Origin of the sequence: Sphingobium sp. SYK-6, assembly GCF_000283515.1 — a bacterium.
In the GTDB taxonomy this organism is placed as follows: Bacteria; Pseudomonadota; Alphaproteobacteria; order Sphingomonadales; family Sphingomonadaceae; genus Sphingobium; species Sphingobium lignivorans.
Genome location: NC_015976.1, coordinates 2,885,557 through 2,901,593 on the forward strand (window position 1 = coordinate 2,885,557; position 16,037 = coordinate 2,901,593).

Below are 16,037 nucleotides of genomic sequence, written 5' to 3' on the forward strand. Positions count from 1 at the left end.
CCGATAGAGACTTCTCTAGCCTTACCACGAGTGCGCCAAGACCCGCATCTATTGACTCCCAAGTGAGGGAGTGAACTAAACGCCTCCTCCTGCGAGCGCATTTTTCTTGCGCAATCGGCGGTGATCGACGATCGTCGCATCATGGCGCTTCACGACCCCGATAGTCTCCCCTCGAATTCACGACGCGAGCCCCTGAAAATCGTGGATTTGTTCTGCGGCACCGGCGGATTCTCGCTGGGTGCGCACGCGGCCGGATTCGAGGTGGTTGCCGCCTATGATCGCGATCCGATCCTCACTTCCTCGTTCGGGCTGAACTTTCCTTCGACGCCGCTGCATCTTCGCAACCTCGCGTGGACGTCGGGAGAGCGTCTTCGACGCGATGCGGGCGGCGACGTCGACGGAATTATCGGTGGGCCACCGTGTCAAGGCTTCAGCGAGATGGGCCTGCGCTGCAAGGAGGATCCGCGCCGGGATCTGCTGCGCCACTTTTTCCGACTGGTCGCGGGAGTGCGCCCGAAGTTCTTCGTCATGGAGAACGTGCGCGGTCTGGGATTCCCCTCTGCCCGGCCGACGCTCGATGCCGCCCTCGATCTAGTGCGGGACGACTACGATATTCTCGGCCCGGTCGTGTGGGACGCGGCCTCGTTTGGTGCGGCGACCACGCGGCCCCGTCTGTTCGTGATCGGGACGCGCAAGGACCTTAAAGCCCCGGTCCGGCGGTCCGACGTCGAAGCCGGGATGCGGCCTGCGGCCACCGTCGAGGACGCGATCGCCGATTTGGAGGCAGCGCGCGAACTCGCCGTCGATCCTGAGGGTTTCGACCAGTGGCAAACGACCCGTCCGTTCCGGCCATCGACCTATGCGATGAAACTGCGTCGGGGCGGCCTGTTTACTGGTCATCGGCCTACGACGCATACCGAGGGCGTGGTCCGGCGCTTCGCTTCGGTTCCGACGGGCGGCTTCGACAAGGTCGGTCGGCATCCGCGATTGGCATGGGACAGGCAGTGCCCCACGCTGCGTGCAGGGACGGGCGCCGACCGCGGGAGCTTCCAGTCGGTTCGCCCCATCCATCCTGAAGAGGATCGCGTCATTACGGTCAGGGAAGCCGCGCGACTCCAAGGCTTTCCCGACGACCATCGCTTCCACCCGACGGTCTGGCACAGCTTCCGAATGATCGGCAACAGCGTGTCCCCCGTTATTGGAGAGGCGGTGCTGGCTGCTGTGCGGGACCGGCTTGCCGCGTCGCCAAGCCAGGAACCGAAATCCGACACCGTTCCGGAGCTTGCTGCCGCTTCGGTGAATGGTTGACCGCCTGACGCCCGAGCGACGCTCGTGGCTGATGTCGCGAGTCCGAGGGAAGAGCACGATGCCGGAGATGGCGGTGCGCCGCATGGCGCACGCCATGGGCATGAGATTTCGACTGCACAGGCGCGATCTGCCCGGGCGCCCCGACCTCGTTTTCCCTCGGTATCGTACCGTCCTGTTCGTCCACGGATGCTTCTGGCATCGTCACGCCGGATGCCGGAAGGCGACGTCGCCGAAGTCGCGTACGGAATATTGGCAGGCGAAGTTCGAGGGCAACGTCGCCCGCGACGAGAGAAATGAGACCCAACTGATCCGGATGGGCTGGCGAGTGTTGACGATCTGGGAATGCGATACGAAAGATTCAGAGCTTTTGAGAGAGAAGCTCGAATCGGTGCGGTCTATCAGAGGGGGGAAGGATGACGGACTCGACTGAGCAAGAGGCGGCCCCGCCGACGATCTTCGCGGGACCGACGAAGCGGTTCTTCATCTCGATGTTCACGCGGGACATCGAACTGAAGGACGCCATTCTCGACATGCTCGACAATTGCGTCGACGGCGCAATGCGTCATTCGGGCCGAGACCTCAACGCGGCAAATCCGTACAAAGACTATTGGGCGAAGATCGAAGCCAGCCCAGAGCGCTTCGCTATGTCCGATAACTGCGGCGGTATTCCGCGGGATATCGCGGCGGGCAGCGCGTTTCGTTTGGGACGGCCAGACATGGAACGCGACAAGGCGCTGCCCACGATCGGCATGTACGGCATCGGCATGAAGCGTGCGATCTTCAAGCTCGGGCGCGATGCCAAAGTGCACTCGCAGCCGGAAGGCGGTGCGTTTCTCGTCCACTACGACAGAGCCTGGATGGACGAGTCCAACGAGACGTGGGACCTTCCCATCGACTGGTCAGCCGAGCAAAGAGCGGACGGCGCCGGCACGACCATCACCGTCGAGGATCTGCTGCCTTCGGTGAAGGAGGACTTCTCCAAGGACTCGTCGTTCCTGGATGAGCTGCGGGACGCCATCTCGACCTACTACGGCTACATCATCTCGAAGGGGTTTTCGGTGGAGCTGAACGGGACGCCGGTCGAGCCGCGCATCCTGTCGCTTTTCGCCACGGACGACGTCGGCAAGGACGGAATGGCGCCTTACTTGCTTCAAGGCGAGCTGGACGAGGTCCGCTACCTCGTGGCCGTCGGCTTCCGTCGTCCGCTGGCTACCGAAACTGAGATCGACGAAGAGCAGGACGCGTCGCGGACGAGCGACGACGCCGGCGTCACGATCATATGCAATGACCGTGTCGTCACTCTGAACGACAAGAGCCGGCTGACGGGGTGGGGAGACAACAACGTCCCCAAGTACCACAATCAGTTCATCGCGATCAGCGGCGTCATGAGCTTCACCAGCAACAACGCGAGCAAGCTGCCGCTTACGACGACCAAGCGCGGCGTTGATGCAGCGACGGAAGTCTACTTGACGGCCAGGAACTACGCGATGGAGGGGCTCAAGGGCGCGACATCGTTTACGAACAAGTGGAAGGGAATGGAGGAAGAAACCGAGCAGTTCTTCCAGAATGCCAAGCCCATGACCGTATCGCACTTCGAGCGTGCGGTCGCGGCGGAGCTGCGCGACGTTCGCGAAGTCGCCGCGAAGCGGTTCAGTCCCAAGCTGCCAATGCCGCCGGCGGAAAAGCCGACGCGCCGCGTTTCGTTCACTCGCACCGCCGCTGAGATCGCGGAGGCTGCCGAGTATCTGTTCGATGATCGCGCGAAGAAACCCAGCGACGTGGGCAACGAGTGCTTCTCCTACGTGCTGAAGGACGCCCGCTCGTGAGCGGTATCGACGTCCCCTATCACCTCCGGCCGAACAAGTACGTCGACCGGCAGATCTTCGTCGACCTCCTCAACCGCCTCGACCGCGTTCGGCCGCTCTCGCAGAGCGTGTACGTGTCTATGGGCGGTAAGTTTCTCGACGACCACAAGGCGATCCGCTTCGCCTTCGAGCTGGCAGGGTCGGTCTCGATCGAGAAGTTTGCGCGCGTCGTGCCGCGGCAGAACTTCAACAAGCCTTTCGAGGACGTGAGCTGCCTCGAGCGGGAATCGAAGGATTTCGTAAGTGGCTTCTCCGAGTTCCGTTCGGAATATCCAGAGGACGCCAACTTCATCGTTTGGCTCGATTTCGTGAAGCCGTCAGAGCGTCTGATCCAACTCGAGGAATTTTCTACCCTGGTAGGCTTCGGTCGACCCTTCGATGTGTTCCGGATTACCATCAACGCGAACGCCGAAACGCTTAAGGGGTCCGATGCGAAGAAGCCGGAACAGTACAAGACGATTAGGGACTGGCGGCTGGCGATATTCGAGAGCCAGCTGCGCAAGTTTCCTTGCAACGCGACAGCCGACGAGATGACCACCGCCGGCTTCCCTGCGGCCTTAGCGAGGGCCGTGGGCGTAGCTGCCATGGAAGGGACGAAGCGCAAGAAGTTTGTGGTCAGGCCGCTTGCCGTCACCTCCTACTCGGACGGCACAACCATGCTGTCGGTAACGGCCATTCTGCTTCCTGCGGAAGAGGCGGACGCGTTCATGGCCATGCCGTGGATAGCGGAATGGAAGCACCGAGCGGCTGGTTGGGGCAGCGTCACCCGGATTGACGTGCCGGATCTCTCCCTGAGGGAGAAGATGCTGATCGATCGGCACATCAACGTAATGGACGACCGCCAGATTGCGGGCGAACTCGGCTTCGAACTCGGGGACGACGAGCCCTCGACGCTCACGAAGCTATCGCAGTACCGCGAGCACTTCCGGTTCTATCCGCAATTCGTGCGGATGGCCTGAGGGGCTGGCGCCGCGACGGGTTCGTTCGACCCTTCGGAGGCCGCTCGCTTCATCTGTTTGTGTCGGATGCGATGGCAGTTGGCGCAAAGGCACTCCACGTCGGCAAGTTTGGTTCGGTGACCGGGAGCCATACGGGAGACCTCGGTTGCGCGATGGTGAACCTCGATGCACGCTTCCCCATCCGGACCGAACTCGGCGACGGGATCGAGACCGCATCTCTCGCAGAAGAGCTTTCCGTGTGATCGGCGCATCTCGGCCTTCTTAGCCCGGGCGACGCCGGGGTGCCTTTCACGGCGCAGATGGGCGAGCCGCCGCTCGTCGCCTTCCGCCCACTCGCGCTCTTCGCTGTCGGCATCCGCAGGGTCGCCCGGATCGGCTCCCCCTTTTCGAATGATTGCCCAGCCGGCCCTCTCGAGCATTTCGAAGCAGACAGTCCCGACGCCGCCGGTGAAGTTCGCGGGCCGTACCGGAAAGCCGAGGGCGTCCGAAGCGGCGAGGCCGAACACAGCCTTGGGCGGGAAACGTCTGCCGTCCTCCGCAACCAGTTCGTATTCGAGCGCATCGTCGAAGCCGTGATCGACGTCTCCGTCGCGAAGACGCTCGATAGCGGACCATATGTCCGTCTCAGAAATCCTGCGGAGATCGCTGGCAGGTAGCCGCAGGGCCGAGCGAGGGACGTTCGCTTCGGGCCTTGCGCCGATCACGGAGGCGAGCTCGCCGATCGAGCCGGTGCCGACAGCGATGCGCGGCCGCTTGTTGCGATTGCCCTTGTTCGGAATGGCATTCGGCGCCTTCCCGATCCGTTCCATGCGCCTTCCGAAAAGTGAAAACAGCGACTTCGCGTCTTCCGCGGCATCCTCTGGGAAGTAGATCTGGCGCTCGGGCAAGGGCAGCGCTTGGACCGGCGCGCTGTCGACCCACGCGCCCGTGATCGCGCGGCCGCGGGCCCGAAGCCGTCGGAGGATCAGGCGCAACGCCGTGGGGTAGTCCTGGTTCTGGGAGTTGCTTGAACCAGCGGTGCCGCCCCGGCTGAGCAGCGTAATCGCGCCCGCCTCGAGCAGGACGTGGGCGTCGAGAGGAGCTCCTCCCTCCTCGGTGATGCGAAACTTCATTCCCGGGCAGATACCGGATGATAGCGGCTTAGCGAAGCATCATTGATTACCCTGAGGCGATACGACGTGCGTCGACCAGTGCTCGCCTTTCCTCGCGGTTTGACCTGCAAGCGCGCGTACAGCGCAGATGCGAATGGCAGCACTCTGATCCCGTGGTGCGACGGCTAAACGAGCGACTTTAGGGCGCCAAGCTGTCTCGACAACCCTTCGCGAGAATCGTCCGCTATTCCAATTTGCGCACCTGAAAGGAGCCGTTCCGGAGTGTCCAACATCTCGGTCGTGTCCTACCGGTTGTCCCCTCAGATCGTGCGTAGTGTAGCAGCTACCTGCGAGCGGCCCTCTCAAGTTCGGCGATGCGCTCGGAGCAGACGGCGTGGACCACGCGCCCGAGTTCCTCGATATGGTCGGCCAGCCAGGTCAGCTCTTCCATCGTGATCCGGTAATGCTTCGAATAGCGGGCTTTGACGTAGGCTTCCTTAAGTTTGGAAAAGATCGCACGCTCGCGGCGATTATCCGACGGCCAGACCTGAGCCAGCCGCGCATCCAGCCTCTCGGCCTGACTACGCAGAAAGGCGAGGTTATGGACGTGAGGAGTATAGAAGGTCACGACCAACAGCACGCAGTGATAGAGCCTTTCCGCAGCCTGATGGAGGAGAAAGGCTGGTTCTTTTGATCGTCCCTGTGTGATCAGATCACGTGCGCTGCTGAAGTATACGAGAGCACTGGGATACCATTCCTCGTAATATTCCTTCGCCATCTCCAGCGCCTTTTCGGGCGTCTTGGGCATGGGCGTACGCAGTTTCCGGTCGTCGCTTTCGTAGAGGACGATTCCGTCACGGGCGATATCCATGAAAAAGTAGCGACCATGCGCCAGCCCGTCGTTCACTTCCTGGAGCGAATGGACGATGAAATTGACGGGCGTACGCAGCCTGTTGACGATGCTGGTCTCGCGCATCAGCCGGTCATCGGCATTCGACCAGTAATCGACGCGGTCGGTCAGCCGCTTGTCGTTGACGATCACCAGCAGATCGAAATCGGAGCGATAGCCCTTTGCGGTATGCGGCTCGTCGACCCAGCCACCGCGCGCATAGGAACCGTAGAGGATGACCTTGAGGATGCGCCCCTTCTTTTTCCAGTCCTGCGTCGCCAGTGCGCGCGCTTCATCGAACTCCTCGAATAGAATCTGGAGCACGCGCTCCAGCTCGCGGCGTTTCGCAGGGGGAAGATGATCGAGATCAGTATGCATCGGAAGAGGAATCCTAACCGGGACCGGCGCTTATGCAACCGGATTGAGAAGGAAAGCGGTCCGGAACGTTGCCGGAACGGCTGGGGAGACGCTCACCCGTCGGGCGCGTTGCTCAACGTCCGGCCAATCTCCACGATGGCGGCGGCCAGCTGACGTTCGACCTCGCATACGCTGATGCCCAGCCGATTGCCGATCGTCGGATAGTCCAGCCCGTCTGCAGAATGCAGTCTGAACACCGAGCGCATCGGTTCGGGGAGCGCTGCGACGGCTGCGCGTATCCGGTCGGGGTCCTCATCGATTCCGGTCATACCTGTCTGCTCCTTTCTGCGGCGCCGCCGGGGCTGGCGGCAGGCAGCGATCCCCAGGAGCGCGACGCAGTGAGGCGGACCGCACCCGCAGGGGCGCAGCGCCAGCGGAGCAGCCGGGCATCGGCTTGCGGTTCGCCGCGTCGTGCCCAGGGTCGGCTGCCACCGGCCCGGCGATCCGCCTGCAGCAGGCAGTTCCGAGGGGAGATGAAGGGCAGCCACCGCTGTCAATTGCATCGCCCGCCAATCTCGCGCAGGATGGAGGTGCAGCCGGACAAGGCCGGCAGCCGGCTGCGGAACCGACCGCCAGGCATCACGAGCGTCCATCCATCCTGGTCGGACGACATATCCGAGGCATCGCCCGGCACGGGACCTGATCTCGTGCGATCCCTTTTGCGTGCCTCCGCTCCGGGCGGATGCAATTCACCGTGCAGCTGACGCAATGGCGCAGCCCCCTGACGATGACGATGTACCGCCCGCCGATGCCGGCAACGGTGTCAGGGCGCACCTCGATATCCTGTACCGCGATCAGGCCCCGCAGCTCCGCCGCCGGCTTCGCGGGCAGCTGCGCTCCTCCGAGGAAGCGCACGACCTCGTGCAGGACGCGTTCGTCAGGCTGCTGGGCGCGGCTGCGCGACAGGCACTGCGCGAGCCGGAGGCCTTTCTCAACCGGATCGTCCGTAACCTGCTCATCGACCGGTCGCGCCGTCTCGCTGCGCGCGCGGCGCATGTTCCGCTCGACGAGGACAGCGAACCTGGCGTGCGGCCCTCGCAGGCCGACACCATCGAGCTGGCACAGATGCGCGACCGCTACCAGGCCGCAGTGAACGCGCTTCCCGAACGGATGCGCGAGGTATTTCTGCTCCACCGGATCGAAGGGCTGAGCTACAGGGAAATCGCGACGCGGCTCGGGATCAGCCACCGGACGGTGGAATGGCATATCGCCGAGGCGATCGTCCGGATCGGCAAGGGCCTGGAGCAATGAACGAACCTGAAGCACCGCCGGCAGAGCCGCCCGAACGGCTCGCGCGCGAAGCCGCGACCTGGTTCGCGCGGATGCGCGGTCCCGATGCGGACGCGCACCGGGCAGCGTTCGATGGGTGGCTCGCGCAGGGTGCCGCGCACCGCAGTGCCTATAACCGGGCGGCCGAGATTTTCGCGTTGGGCAAGCTGCTTGCCGAACCCGGGACAGCCGCGCGCGCTCGCGGACGGCGCAGACCAGGGGTTGCCGCGCTGACGGCCGGCATCGCGCTTCTGCTCAGCGCCGCCGGCTGGTTCGCCCTGTACAGGCCAGGCCCTGACGGCGCGGTACCCGCCGTCGTGGCCGGTCGTGGCAACGACACGCGGCTGCTGTCGACCGTCGCGGGCGAGACGCGGACGATCCGCCTTGCCGATGACTCTGTCGTCCGGCTCGAGGGCGACAGCATGGTCAGGACCGGGTTCAGCGCGGACATGCGCCAGCTGCGCCTCGAACGCGGCAGCGCGAGGTTCGAGGTCGCGCATGAACGCCGGCCCTTTGTCGTTCTCGCCGGGGGCGGCAGCGTCACGGCGCGCGGCACGATCTTCGAGGTCGCCCTGACAGGCCGGGGACATGTCGACGTGCATCTGCTGCAGGGTGCGGTCGATGTCGCGCTGCCGGGGCGGAGCAGCGAGAACAGACCCGAAGCGGTCCGGCGGCTGGCGGCGGGCGAGAGCGTGTCGTTCGCGGCGAAGCCGGCGGTTTCCGGGACGGGACTGTCGGTCCCGGGCGCGGCGAATCCGCCGCCGTCCCCCCTCCCCTCTCCTGCGCGCGATTTCACGGGCATTGCGGTTGCGGATCTGGTCACCGAGGCGAACCGCGATGCCGTGCGTCCTATCCGGCTGGCTGACGCCTCGCTCGGCGCCCGCCGCGTATCGGGACGGTTCCGGGTCGACGACACGTCGCTGCTGGCGCGGCGCCTCGCGGCCCTGTTCGACGGGACCGCAGATTTCAGCGATCCGCAGGAGATCGTGCTGCGACCGTAAGACGGCGACAGTTTTTCCTTCCCCGCACCCCGTAGTTCCGCAATCGCTGCGTCAAGCCCCGTGACGCCGGCCTGAAGCCGGCAGGAAAAGGGGTGACGATGACAATCAGCAAGGGGGCGTTCACGGCCGGCTGCCTCGTGGCGGCGGCAATCCAGGCAGGCATGCCAGCATCGGCGAAGGCGCAGACGGAGAGCGTCGCGACCTGGGATCTTCCCGCGCAGGCGCTGGGAGAGACATTGCGGGCGATCGCGCGCCGGTCGGGGCGCGACATCCTGTTCGCGGAGGCGCTTGTCCGGGGGCGCCGGGCACGAGCGGTACGCGGCCGCCTTACGGCCAGGGCCGCAGTGCGCGCAGCCCTGGCCGGCAGCGACCTTGTCGTCGAAGAGCGCGACGGCGCATTGCTGGTACGGGCCCGGCCGCATGCCGCCCGACAGGACGATCCGGGGCCGGGCGAGATCGTGGTGACCGGCACGCGCATCCGTGGCGCGCAAAGCCCGTCGCCGGAGATCGTTGCGACACGGCAGGCGCTCGAGGATGCGGGCATCGACGATATGGCCGGCTTCTCGCGTATCCTGCCCCAGAATTTCTCAGGCGGGCAGAATCCCGGCGTGGCGGGCGGCGGCGACCAGGGCGGCCAGAGCAATATCAACAATTCGACGACGCTCAACCTGCGGGGGCTTGGTGCCGACGCGACGCTGACGCTGATCAATGGCCATCGCATCGCCTATGACGCGCTGAACCAGGGCGTCGACGTATCGGCTATTCCGCTCGCCGCGATCGACCGGATCGAGGTGATCGCGGACGGTGCCTCGGCGCTCTACGGCTCGGATGCGGTCGGCGGCGTGGTCAATCTGCGGCTGCGACGCGACTATAGCGGTCTGGAGACGACCGCCCGGTTCGGTGCCTCGACCGAAGGCGGCAATGTCCAGCAGCAATATAGCGCTGTGACCGGCGCGCGCTGGGCGTCGGGCGGGTTCATGGTCGCGGCGGACTATGATCATTCGACACCGGTCCTGGCCTCGGACCGAAGTTATACGCGCAAGCTCAACGGATCGCAGACATTGCTCGCGCGACAGTCGCAGACCAGCGTCGTGCTGGCCGGCCATCAGCAACTCACGCCAGGTGTCACCTTCGAGCTCGACGGGCAGTTCTCCGACCGCAGGCTTCAGAAGACAAATGCCTTCACGGCCACGACCGACCCGTTCGTGAACGGTCTCGTCAACCATCCTGCCGCTCGCTCATGGTCGGTCACGCCGACATTGCGCGTCGATCTGTCCCCGGACTGGACCGCCTCGCTGGAGGCGACCCGCTCGGTCAGCAAAACGGATATCCGCTCGCGCAATTTCCGGAGTGGCATCGAGACCCCGGGGCGGCTGATCTACGAAAACAGGCTTATCAATATCGAGGCCGGCGCCGAAGGCCCGCTGGTCCGGATGCCCGGCGGCGACGCCCGTCTCGCCGTCGGCGGCGGCTGGCGCCAGTTTGATCTCGGGATCGACGTCACGCAGACGAGTGCGGGCGTTACCCGGACGACGCGAAGCGGGAACGAAACGCGCAGGAGCCTCTTCGCCTATGGCGAGCTTTCGGTGCCGCTGGTGGGGCCGGACAACCGCATGCCGCTTGTCGAGCAGCTGCAGCTCAGTGCGGCCGTGCGATATGAACGCTACCAGGGCATCGAACAGGTGGCGACGCCCAAGCTCGGCATCATCTATGCGCCGCATCGCGATGTGACGCTGCGGTTCAGCTGGGGCAGGTCCTACAAGATTCCGACGCTCGATCAGGTCAACCGCGTCGAAGCCGGCGGGCTTCTGCCCGGCAGCCTGTTCGCGCCCCAGCCGGTGCCGGCGCTGCCGTCCGGTGCGACGGTTTTGGTGCTGAGCGGGGGCAATCCCGACCTCCGCTCCGAGCGAGCGACGACCTGGACCGCGTCGTTCGAGGTGCGTCCGCAATTCCTCGAGGGCCTCAAACTGGGCGCGAGCTGGTTTGACGTCGATTATCGCGACCGCATCGCCTCGCCGATCTCGGATACGCTGTCGGCGCTCGCCAATCCGGCATTCGCCGATTTCGTCCTCATGGCCCCTTCAGCGGCAGCGGTGCAGGCCATCGTCGATGGTCTGCCGCAGGCAATCACCAATGCGACCGGACAGCCGTTCGATCCGGCAAGGGTCGGCGCGATCCTCGATGGACGTCTGCGCAATTCAGCGCATGAGCATGCCCGCGGCGTGGATCTCGACATCGAATACCGGATCAGTCCGGGTCCCCGCGACAGGCTGACGCTCAGCGCGACTGCAAGCTATCTCGATGCCAGCCGGCAGCTCAGCCCCGGCCAGCCCGTGCTTGCGCGATCGGGGGTGATCTTCACGCCTCCCACGTGGCGCGTGCGGACAGGCGGTAGCTGGGATCGCGGCAACACCGGGTTCACGGCCTTCTTCAACTATTCCGGTGGGGTCTATGACAATCGCCTCGCGTCGCCGGGCGATATCCCGGCCTTCCCGACAGTGGATCTCAGCGCGCGCATCCGTACCACGGACGACCGGGGCCTGCTCCATGGCCTGGAATTCCGGCTGTCGGCGCTCAACGTCCTCGACGAGAAGCCGCACACCATCTTCACCTCCGACCCGGCGGCGATCCCCTATGATTCGACGAACCAGTCGTCGATCGGACGGTTCATCAGCCTGGCCGTGACCAAATCATGGTGAGCGCGATGCGGATGCTGCTGGCGGGCCTTGTGCTGCTCGCTCTCCTGCCCGGCAGGGCGCTTGCCGATACGGCAACGCCCTGCGGCGATATCGTTCCGCAGGCGGAGGGACCGTTTCCCGTGCGTCCGGTCACACCTGATGATCTCGTCAGGCTGCGCGACATCGGCCCGGTGGATGCTTCTTCGCTCGACGCGCGGCTGTTTACGCTGTCCCCCGACGGCAGGAGCGTCGCATTCCAGCTGCGCCGGGCCGACCCGGTCCGCAACGGCTATTGCCTGGCGATGGTCGTGCTTGATCTGCGGAAGGGCGCGCATCCACGTATCATCGATTCCGGCGGCGAATTCATCCGGATCCATTTCGACTTTCGCGACAAAGCGGATTTCCCGACCGGCATCGCCCGGCCGATCACCCCGCGATGGTCTCCGGACGGGCGCTGGATCGCGTATCTGAAGCGCGAACACGGCCTCACCCAGGTCTGGCGCGCCAACGTGGATGGGTCCGGCAGCATGCCCCTCACCCACAGCGCCAGCGATGTGGAGGATTTCCGGTTCGCTCCGGATGGTCATACGCTCGTCTTCTCGAGCCGTCCGGCACTCGATGCCGCCCGACGGGCGATCGACCGTGAGGGGCTGTCCGGCTTTCATTATGACGATCGCTATGCACCGATGGCCAGCGACCGCCCGTTTCCGACCGCGCCGCTCCCGCGCGAGGTCGTCGCACAGGAGCTCGGGACCGGGACAATCCGTCCGGCGACCGCAATCGAGACCGCATTGCTGCCGGGGTCCCCGGTCACGGAAGTCGCATGGACCGAAACGCGTGGTCGCGATGGACGAAAGGCGTGGCTCGCCATTCCGTCCGCGACATTCTGGGCATGGCGCGGGCGGCTGATGGCCGAAGACCGCAATGGCAAGGCAGTCACCTGCGCGGCACTCGTCTGCGCGGACGCGCGGCGGCCCTGGTGGACGCACAACGGGCGCGTCCGGTTCTTCCATCAGGAAGGCTGGGCACACGGGTCGGTGGCCATCTACGAATGGACGCCCGGCGTCGCCGCACCACATCGCCTCTACATAACCGACGATGTTCTGGCCGACTGCCAGCCCGATGGCGATACCCTGCTGTGTCTGCGCGAGGCGTCGCTGACGCCGCGGCGGCTTGAACGGCTCGATCCGGCGACCGGGCGCCGCACGGTCATCTTCGACCCCAATCCCGGCTTTGCCATGCTGCAGAAGGGACAGGTCGAACGGCTGCATCTGCGCAACACCTTCGGCCTGCCGTCGATCGCCGATCTCGTGCTGCCGGTCGGCTACCGGTCAGGCACACGCTATCCGCTGGTTGTTGTGCAATATGAGACGCGCGGCTTCCTGCGCGGCGGCACCGGTGACGATTATCCCATTCAGGCCTTTGCGGGTCGCGGCTACGCCGTCCTCAGCGTCAGCCGGCCCGCGTTCACGGGGTCGGAAAGCGGCAAGGCGGATGTCGTGAAACTCGAACGCGGCAATCTTGCCGATTTTTCCAACAGGAAGAGCGCCCTCTCCTCGATCGAGGCCGGTGTCCGGCTCGCCATAGAAGGCGGGATCGCCGATCCCGGACGGGTCGGCCTTACCGGCATGAGCGACGGCGCGACGGTCGCTGCCTATGCGCTGCTCCACAGCCGGACCTTCGCCGCGGTCGCCATGAGCAGCTGCTGCTTCGACACGACATTTCCGACGCGGGTCGGACCGGTCGCGGCACGGCATTTTTATGCAGTCGGCTATCCGGGGATGACCGACGAGGCCGGCGAAGCCTTCTGGGACCAGATTTCCCTGTCGCGGAACGCCCGGAAAATCCGGACGCCGATCCTCCTTCAGGTGGCCGACGATGAGTTTATGAGCGCGCTGGAAAGCTACACCGCCCTGCGCGAGGTGAACGCGCCCATCGATCTGTTCGTGTTCCCGGGCGAGCATCATGTGAAATGGCAGCCTGCCCATCGTCTTGCCATGTACCGCAGGTCGCTTGACTGGTTCGATTTCTGGCTGAAGGGCGAGAAATCGGCTGAGCCCGACCGGCAGGAGGACATCAGGCACTGGGAGGCCCTGCGTGATGCACCGCCGGCTGTGAAGTGAGGTCCGCCAGTTTCCGGCTCCATACCCCTGTCCATGCCTCGGTATCGAGCAGATCGAGAAGGCGTACCTGCTCTTCACCTGTGAAAGGCATGTCGCTGCGAAACCGGCGGTCGACCGCATCGCGGTCGATGATTTGCTGCCGAGCGAGATTGCCTTCGAGGAGCCGGGACCGGATCTGCTCGCGATGGTTACGAAGGATGGTGGCGCTGACGCCGTCAGGACCACCCTTGGTCCGGCGAAAGAGCACAGCATCCGGCAGATCGGCGGCGAAGGCCAGCCGGGCGACGGCGCGATCGCGGCCGCCCGATCGCCATTGCCATGACGGAATGGCGAGGCAGGCCTCCAAGACGGGTTGCGAGACGAGCGGTGTCAGGACGGGCGCGAAAGCGCCCCGGCCGGGGTCGAGAACATGCTGTACGCGCAGCAGCGCCGCGATGTGCGCAGCCTTGCCTGGCAGGGCATCGGGCGGCGCCTCGAACCAGGGATGCGCGATCTCCCCTGTCGCAAGGCAGGCATCGGAATCGAGAAACATCGCCGAGCATGGCCAGGGATAGCGCCGCCGTCGGCGCGTCCGCCAGGCGGCCCGCAGCGCTTCGCCCGGGCCGCCTCCGGTCTGGCGGCAGACGTCCAGAAATGTCATGAACAGACCGGGCGTGAAGCCACGGGCGAAATAGCGGTCGGTGATGGCGGCAGCGGACTGGGAATAGCCAAAGACATTGTCGCCGCCATTGCCGGTGATGAAGGCATCGCTTCCTTCGGACCGGGCCACTTCCAGATGCGCCCGTTCATAGGCCTGAATGAGCGTGCGTCCGATCGGCCGTGGCAGATGCGGACTGACAGGCCTGTCGATGTCGATCTCCTCGAGCGCATAGCGGCATTCCGTGAGGGGAAGACCGAGGTGGGCACAGAGCACCCGTGCATGGCTGCGTTCGTCGCCGGCGGGATCATCGGTGTACATGGTGATGCAACGGACATCCCGGCCCGAACGGGCAAGACACGCCGCGACGATCGAGGAGTCGAGGCCACCTGAGACGCTGACAAGCGGGCGCGCGCAGGTTGCGGCCCAGCTCCCGACGGTATGGAACACCAGGCGCCGGAGCCGTTCGGCAGCGGATGTGTCATGTTCGTCCTGACGACAAGCGACATGCTGCCAGGGCGCCCACTCGGGCCGCTGGCCCGGCTCATGACCGGGCACGCCAATCGAACATCCGGGCAGCAGTTCACGGATGCCATCGAGAGCCGTGCCGGCCTCCGGCAGACCGCGACTGTAATGGTGGCGCAGAAGCGCGCGCCAGTCGATCGCCGGCCGGACTTCTCCCGATGCCAGCAGGAGCTCGACGTCGGACGCGAACAGGGTCGCTGTCGGGATCTCAGCATAATAGCAGGGCAGCAGGCCGGATGGATCACGCAGCACGCGATATCCGCCAGCGTCTGGGAATATACCCGCCCAGGCACCCCAGCAGCGCATCAGGGCGGCGCTGCCGCCACCGGCGAGGATCAGGCCGGCTTGGCCGTCATCGAGCACGCCGAACGGCCGTGCCGGTCCGTGTCGGGGAAACAGGGTGCCGACGATCACGCCCCGATCGTGAAGGAGTGGCCGTCCGCAGGTGCTACTCGCCAGCACGGTCAGGGGAAAGTGTTCATGCACCACCTCAAGACCAGTTTTGCGAGCAAGGAAGTTCGGGTCCGGCGCCGGGGCATGGCTGTGCGCGATGGCGAACAGGTAGCGGGGTTTCACGATATCACCCGGATCGGTGTGAACATGCGCGCTTCCTCGAGACCGCCCACAACGACGGCATCGTTCCACTGCACCCAGCAATGGGCGGCGAACGGCTCGAGCCGCACGCCGAACACGATCGCAGGAGCAACGCCGACACGGCGACAAAGCGCCCATGCCGCAAGCGCGCGCGGCAGGCATTGATCCGCCTTGCGGAACGAGAGTGCAGTGGAAGCGAAGGCGGCAGCGATGCGTGCGATGCGCGCTTCCGCATCGTCAGTTCCGGGCACGGTTCCGGTGTCTGCTTCCATTTCGCATACGATGTCGGCCAGATGCCGTCGGCGGAGCGAAGCCGAAGAGCGGCGCCATGCCAGATGGGCGCGTACGATGTCGAAAGTGCGCACGGCACGTGGTGGCTCCGTACCGGCCTCCCTGGCCGGAAGCGGATGCGACACAGCTATCGGCGGGCGTGGTGCCCCGGCCGTCAGCAAGCCGCACCCGGCAAGCCGGTCGAGCCCCTCGGGTTCCGTGCCTGTATCTGCCCATTGCAGGAACAGCGCATTCTGCTCCGGACGCAGGCGGACATAGCGGTCGCGCCGAAGGTCGAGAAAGACGGCCTGCCCGGCACAGACGCACCATGAGATATCGTCGGATATGTGGAAGGACATGGCGGGGTCCCGCGAAAGGGTGCGCGCGCCGGTGGCACGCGCACCGGTATCG

General features: G+C 65.2%; 13 protein-coding genes. 8 read left to right on the plus strand and 5 right to left on the minus strand.

The features are described 5' to 3' along the window. The first annotated feature begins 120 nt into the window (after positions 1–120). The 4 genes from SLG_RS13280 to SLG_RS13295 are packed head-to-tail and all read left to right on the plus strand — an operon-like array spanning position 121 to position 4,132. The gene (locus SLG_RS13280; RefSeq protein WP_231848673.1) at positions 121–1,308 is read left to right on the plus strand and encodes a DNA cytosine methyltransferase; all 1,188 of its coding nucleotides are present in this window, start codon (positions 121–123) and stop codon (positions 1,306–1,308) included. Then, on the plus strand, positions 1,301–1,738 hold the full coding sequence (locus SLG_RS13285; RefSeq protein WP_014076997.1) for a very short patch repair endonuclease: 438 nt from the start codon (positions 1,301–1,303) through the stop codon (positions 1,736–1,738). The genes SLG_RS13280 and SLG_RS13285 overlap by 8 nt, the downstream gene beginning before the upstream one ends. Further along, entirely contained in the window at positions 1,722–3,134 is a 1,413-nt protein-coding gene (locus SLG_RS13290; RefSeq protein WP_014076998.1) for an ATP-binding protein, read from the plus strand. Before SLG_RS13285 ends, SLG_RS13290 begins: the two co-directional genes overlap by 17 nt. Continuing rightward, positions 3,131–4,132: an O-methyltransferase gene (locus SLG_RS13295; RefSeq protein ID WP_014076999.1), complete on the plus strand. Its 1,002-nt coding sequence runs from the start codon at positions 3,131–3,133 to the stop codon at positions 4,130–4,132. Before SLG_RS13290 ends, SLG_RS13295 begins: the two co-directional genes overlap by 4 nt. Here the strand turns inward: SLG_RS13295 and SLG_RS20455 are convergent. From SLG_RS20455 to SLG_RS21770, 3 genes are all read right to left on the minus strand, one after another. Continuing rightward, complete coding sequence (locus tag SLG_RS20455) at positions 4,105–5,244, minus strand: HNH endonuclease (protein WP_014077000.1); 1,140 nt, start codon at positions 5,242–5,244, stop codon at positions 4,105–4,107. The genes SLG_RS13295 and SLG_RS20455 overlap by 28 nt on opposite strands. A gap of 322 nt (positions 5,245–5,566) precedes the next feature. Then, complete coding sequence (locus tag SLG_RS13305) at positions 5,567–6,490, minus strand: nucleotidyltransferase and HEPN domain-containing protein (RefSeq protein ID WP_014077001.1); 924 nt, start codon at positions 6,488–6,490, stop codon at positions 5,567–5,569. A 92-nt stretch (positions 6,491–6,582) separates the two neighbouring features. After that, a complete protein-coding gene (locus tag SLG_RS21770) occupies positions 6,583–6,798 on the minus strand; it encodes an RNA polymerase sigma factor (protein WP_014077002.1) in 216 nt (71 codons plus the stop codon). Between the two features lie 439 nt (positions 6,799–7,237). Between SLG_RS21770 and SLG_RS13315 the strand changes: the two genes are divergently transcribed. The 4 genes from SLG_RS13315 (at position 7,238) to SLG_RS13330 (ending at position 13,600) form a co-directional block, all read left to right on the plus strand. Then, entirely contained in the window at positions 7,238–7,780 is a 543-nt protein-coding gene (locus SLG_RS13315) for an RNA polymerase sigma factor (protein ID WP_014077003.1), read from the plus strand. Continuing rightward, positions 7,777–8,799, plus strand: coding sequence for a FecR family protein (locus tag SLG_RS13320; protein WP_014077004.1), 1,023 nt, complete (start codon positions 7,777–7,779; stop codon positions 8,797–8,799). The genes SLG_RS13315 and SLG_RS13320 overlap by 4 nt, the downstream gene beginning before the upstream one ends. Before the next feature lie 98 nt (positions 8,800–8,897). After that, positions 8,898–11,498, plus strand: a complete 2,601-nt coding sequence (locus SLG_RS13325) for a TonB-dependent receptor plug domain-containing protein (protein ID WP_014077005.1) — start codon at positions 8,898–8,900, stop codon at positions 11,496–11,498. After that, positions 11,492–13,600: an Atxe2 family lasso peptide isopeptidase gene (locus SLG_RS13330; RefSeq protein ID WP_014077006.1), complete on the plus strand. Its 2,109-nt coding sequence runs from the start codon at positions 11,492–11,494 to the stop codon at positions 13,598–13,600. The genes SLG_RS13325 and SLG_RS13330 overlap by 7 nt, the downstream gene beginning before the upstream one ends. On the opposite strand, the gene SLG_RS13335 is transcribed toward SLG_RS13330, so the two are convergent. Together SLG_RS13335 and SLG_RS20460 are read right to left on the minus strand one after the other, a co-directional pair. After that, the gene (locus tag SLG_RS13335) at positions 13,554–15,338 is read right to left on the minus strand and encodes an asparagine synthase-related protein (RefSeq protein WP_014077007.1); all 1,785 of its coding nucleotides are present in this window, start codon (positions 15,336–15,338) and stop codon (positions 13,554–13,556) included. The two genes, SLG_RS13330 and SLG_RS13335, sit on opposite strands and share 47 nt — an antisense overlap. After that, positions 15,335–15,985 (minus strand): lasso peptide biosynthesis B2 protein, encoded by a 651-nt coding sequence (locus tag SLG_RS20460; RefSeq protein WP_014077008.1) that lies wholly within the window; start codon positions 15,983–15,985, stop codon positions 15,335–15,337. Before SLG_RS20460 ends, SLG_RS13335 begins: the two co-directional genes overlap by 4 nt. Positions 15,986–16,037: the final 52 nt, after the last annotated feature.

Bases quoted from the DNA above. Each gene is read 5' to 3' on its own strand.
- SLG_RS13325 (WP_014077005.1), top strand. From the start codon at position 8,898: ATGACAATCAGCAAGGGGGCGTTCACGGCCGGCTGCCTCGTGGCGGCG.
- SLG_RS13315 (WP_014077003.1), top strand. From the start codon at position 7,238: ATGGCGCAGCCCCCTGACGATGACGATGTACCGCCCGCCGATGCCGGC.
- SLG_RS13330 (WP_014077006.1), top strand. From the start codon at position 11,492: ATGGTGAGCGCGATGCGGATGCTGCTGGCGGGCCTTGTGCTGCTCGCT.
- SLG_RS13320 (WP_014077004.1), top strand. From the start codon at position 7,777: ATGAACGAACCTGAAGCACCGCCGGCAGAGCCGCCCGAACGGCTCGCG.
- SLG_RS21770 (WP_014077002.1), bottom strand. From the start codon at position 6,798: ATGACCGGAATCGATGAGGACCCCGACCGGATACGCGCAGCCGTCGCA.
- SLG_RS13305 (WP_014077001.1), bottom strand. From the start codon at position 6,490: ATGCATACTGATCTCGATCATCTTCCCCCTGCGAAACGCCGCGAGCTG.
- SLG_RS13290 (WP_014076998.1), top strand. From the start codon at position 1,722: ATGACGGACTCGACTGAGCAAGAGGCGGCCCCGCCGACGATCTTCGCG.
- SLG_RS20455 (WP_014077000.1), bottom strand. From the start codon at position 5,244: ATGAAGTTTCGCATCACCGAGGAGGGAGGAGCTCCTCTCGACGCCCAC.
- SLG_RS13285 (WP_014076997.1), top strand. From the start codon at position 1,301: ATGGTTGACCGCCTGACGCCCGAGCGACGCTCGTGGCTGATGTCGCGA.
- SLG_RS20460 (WP_014077008.1), bottom strand. From the start codon at position 15,985: ATGTCCTTCCACATATCCGACGATATCTCATGGTGCGTCTGTGCCGGG.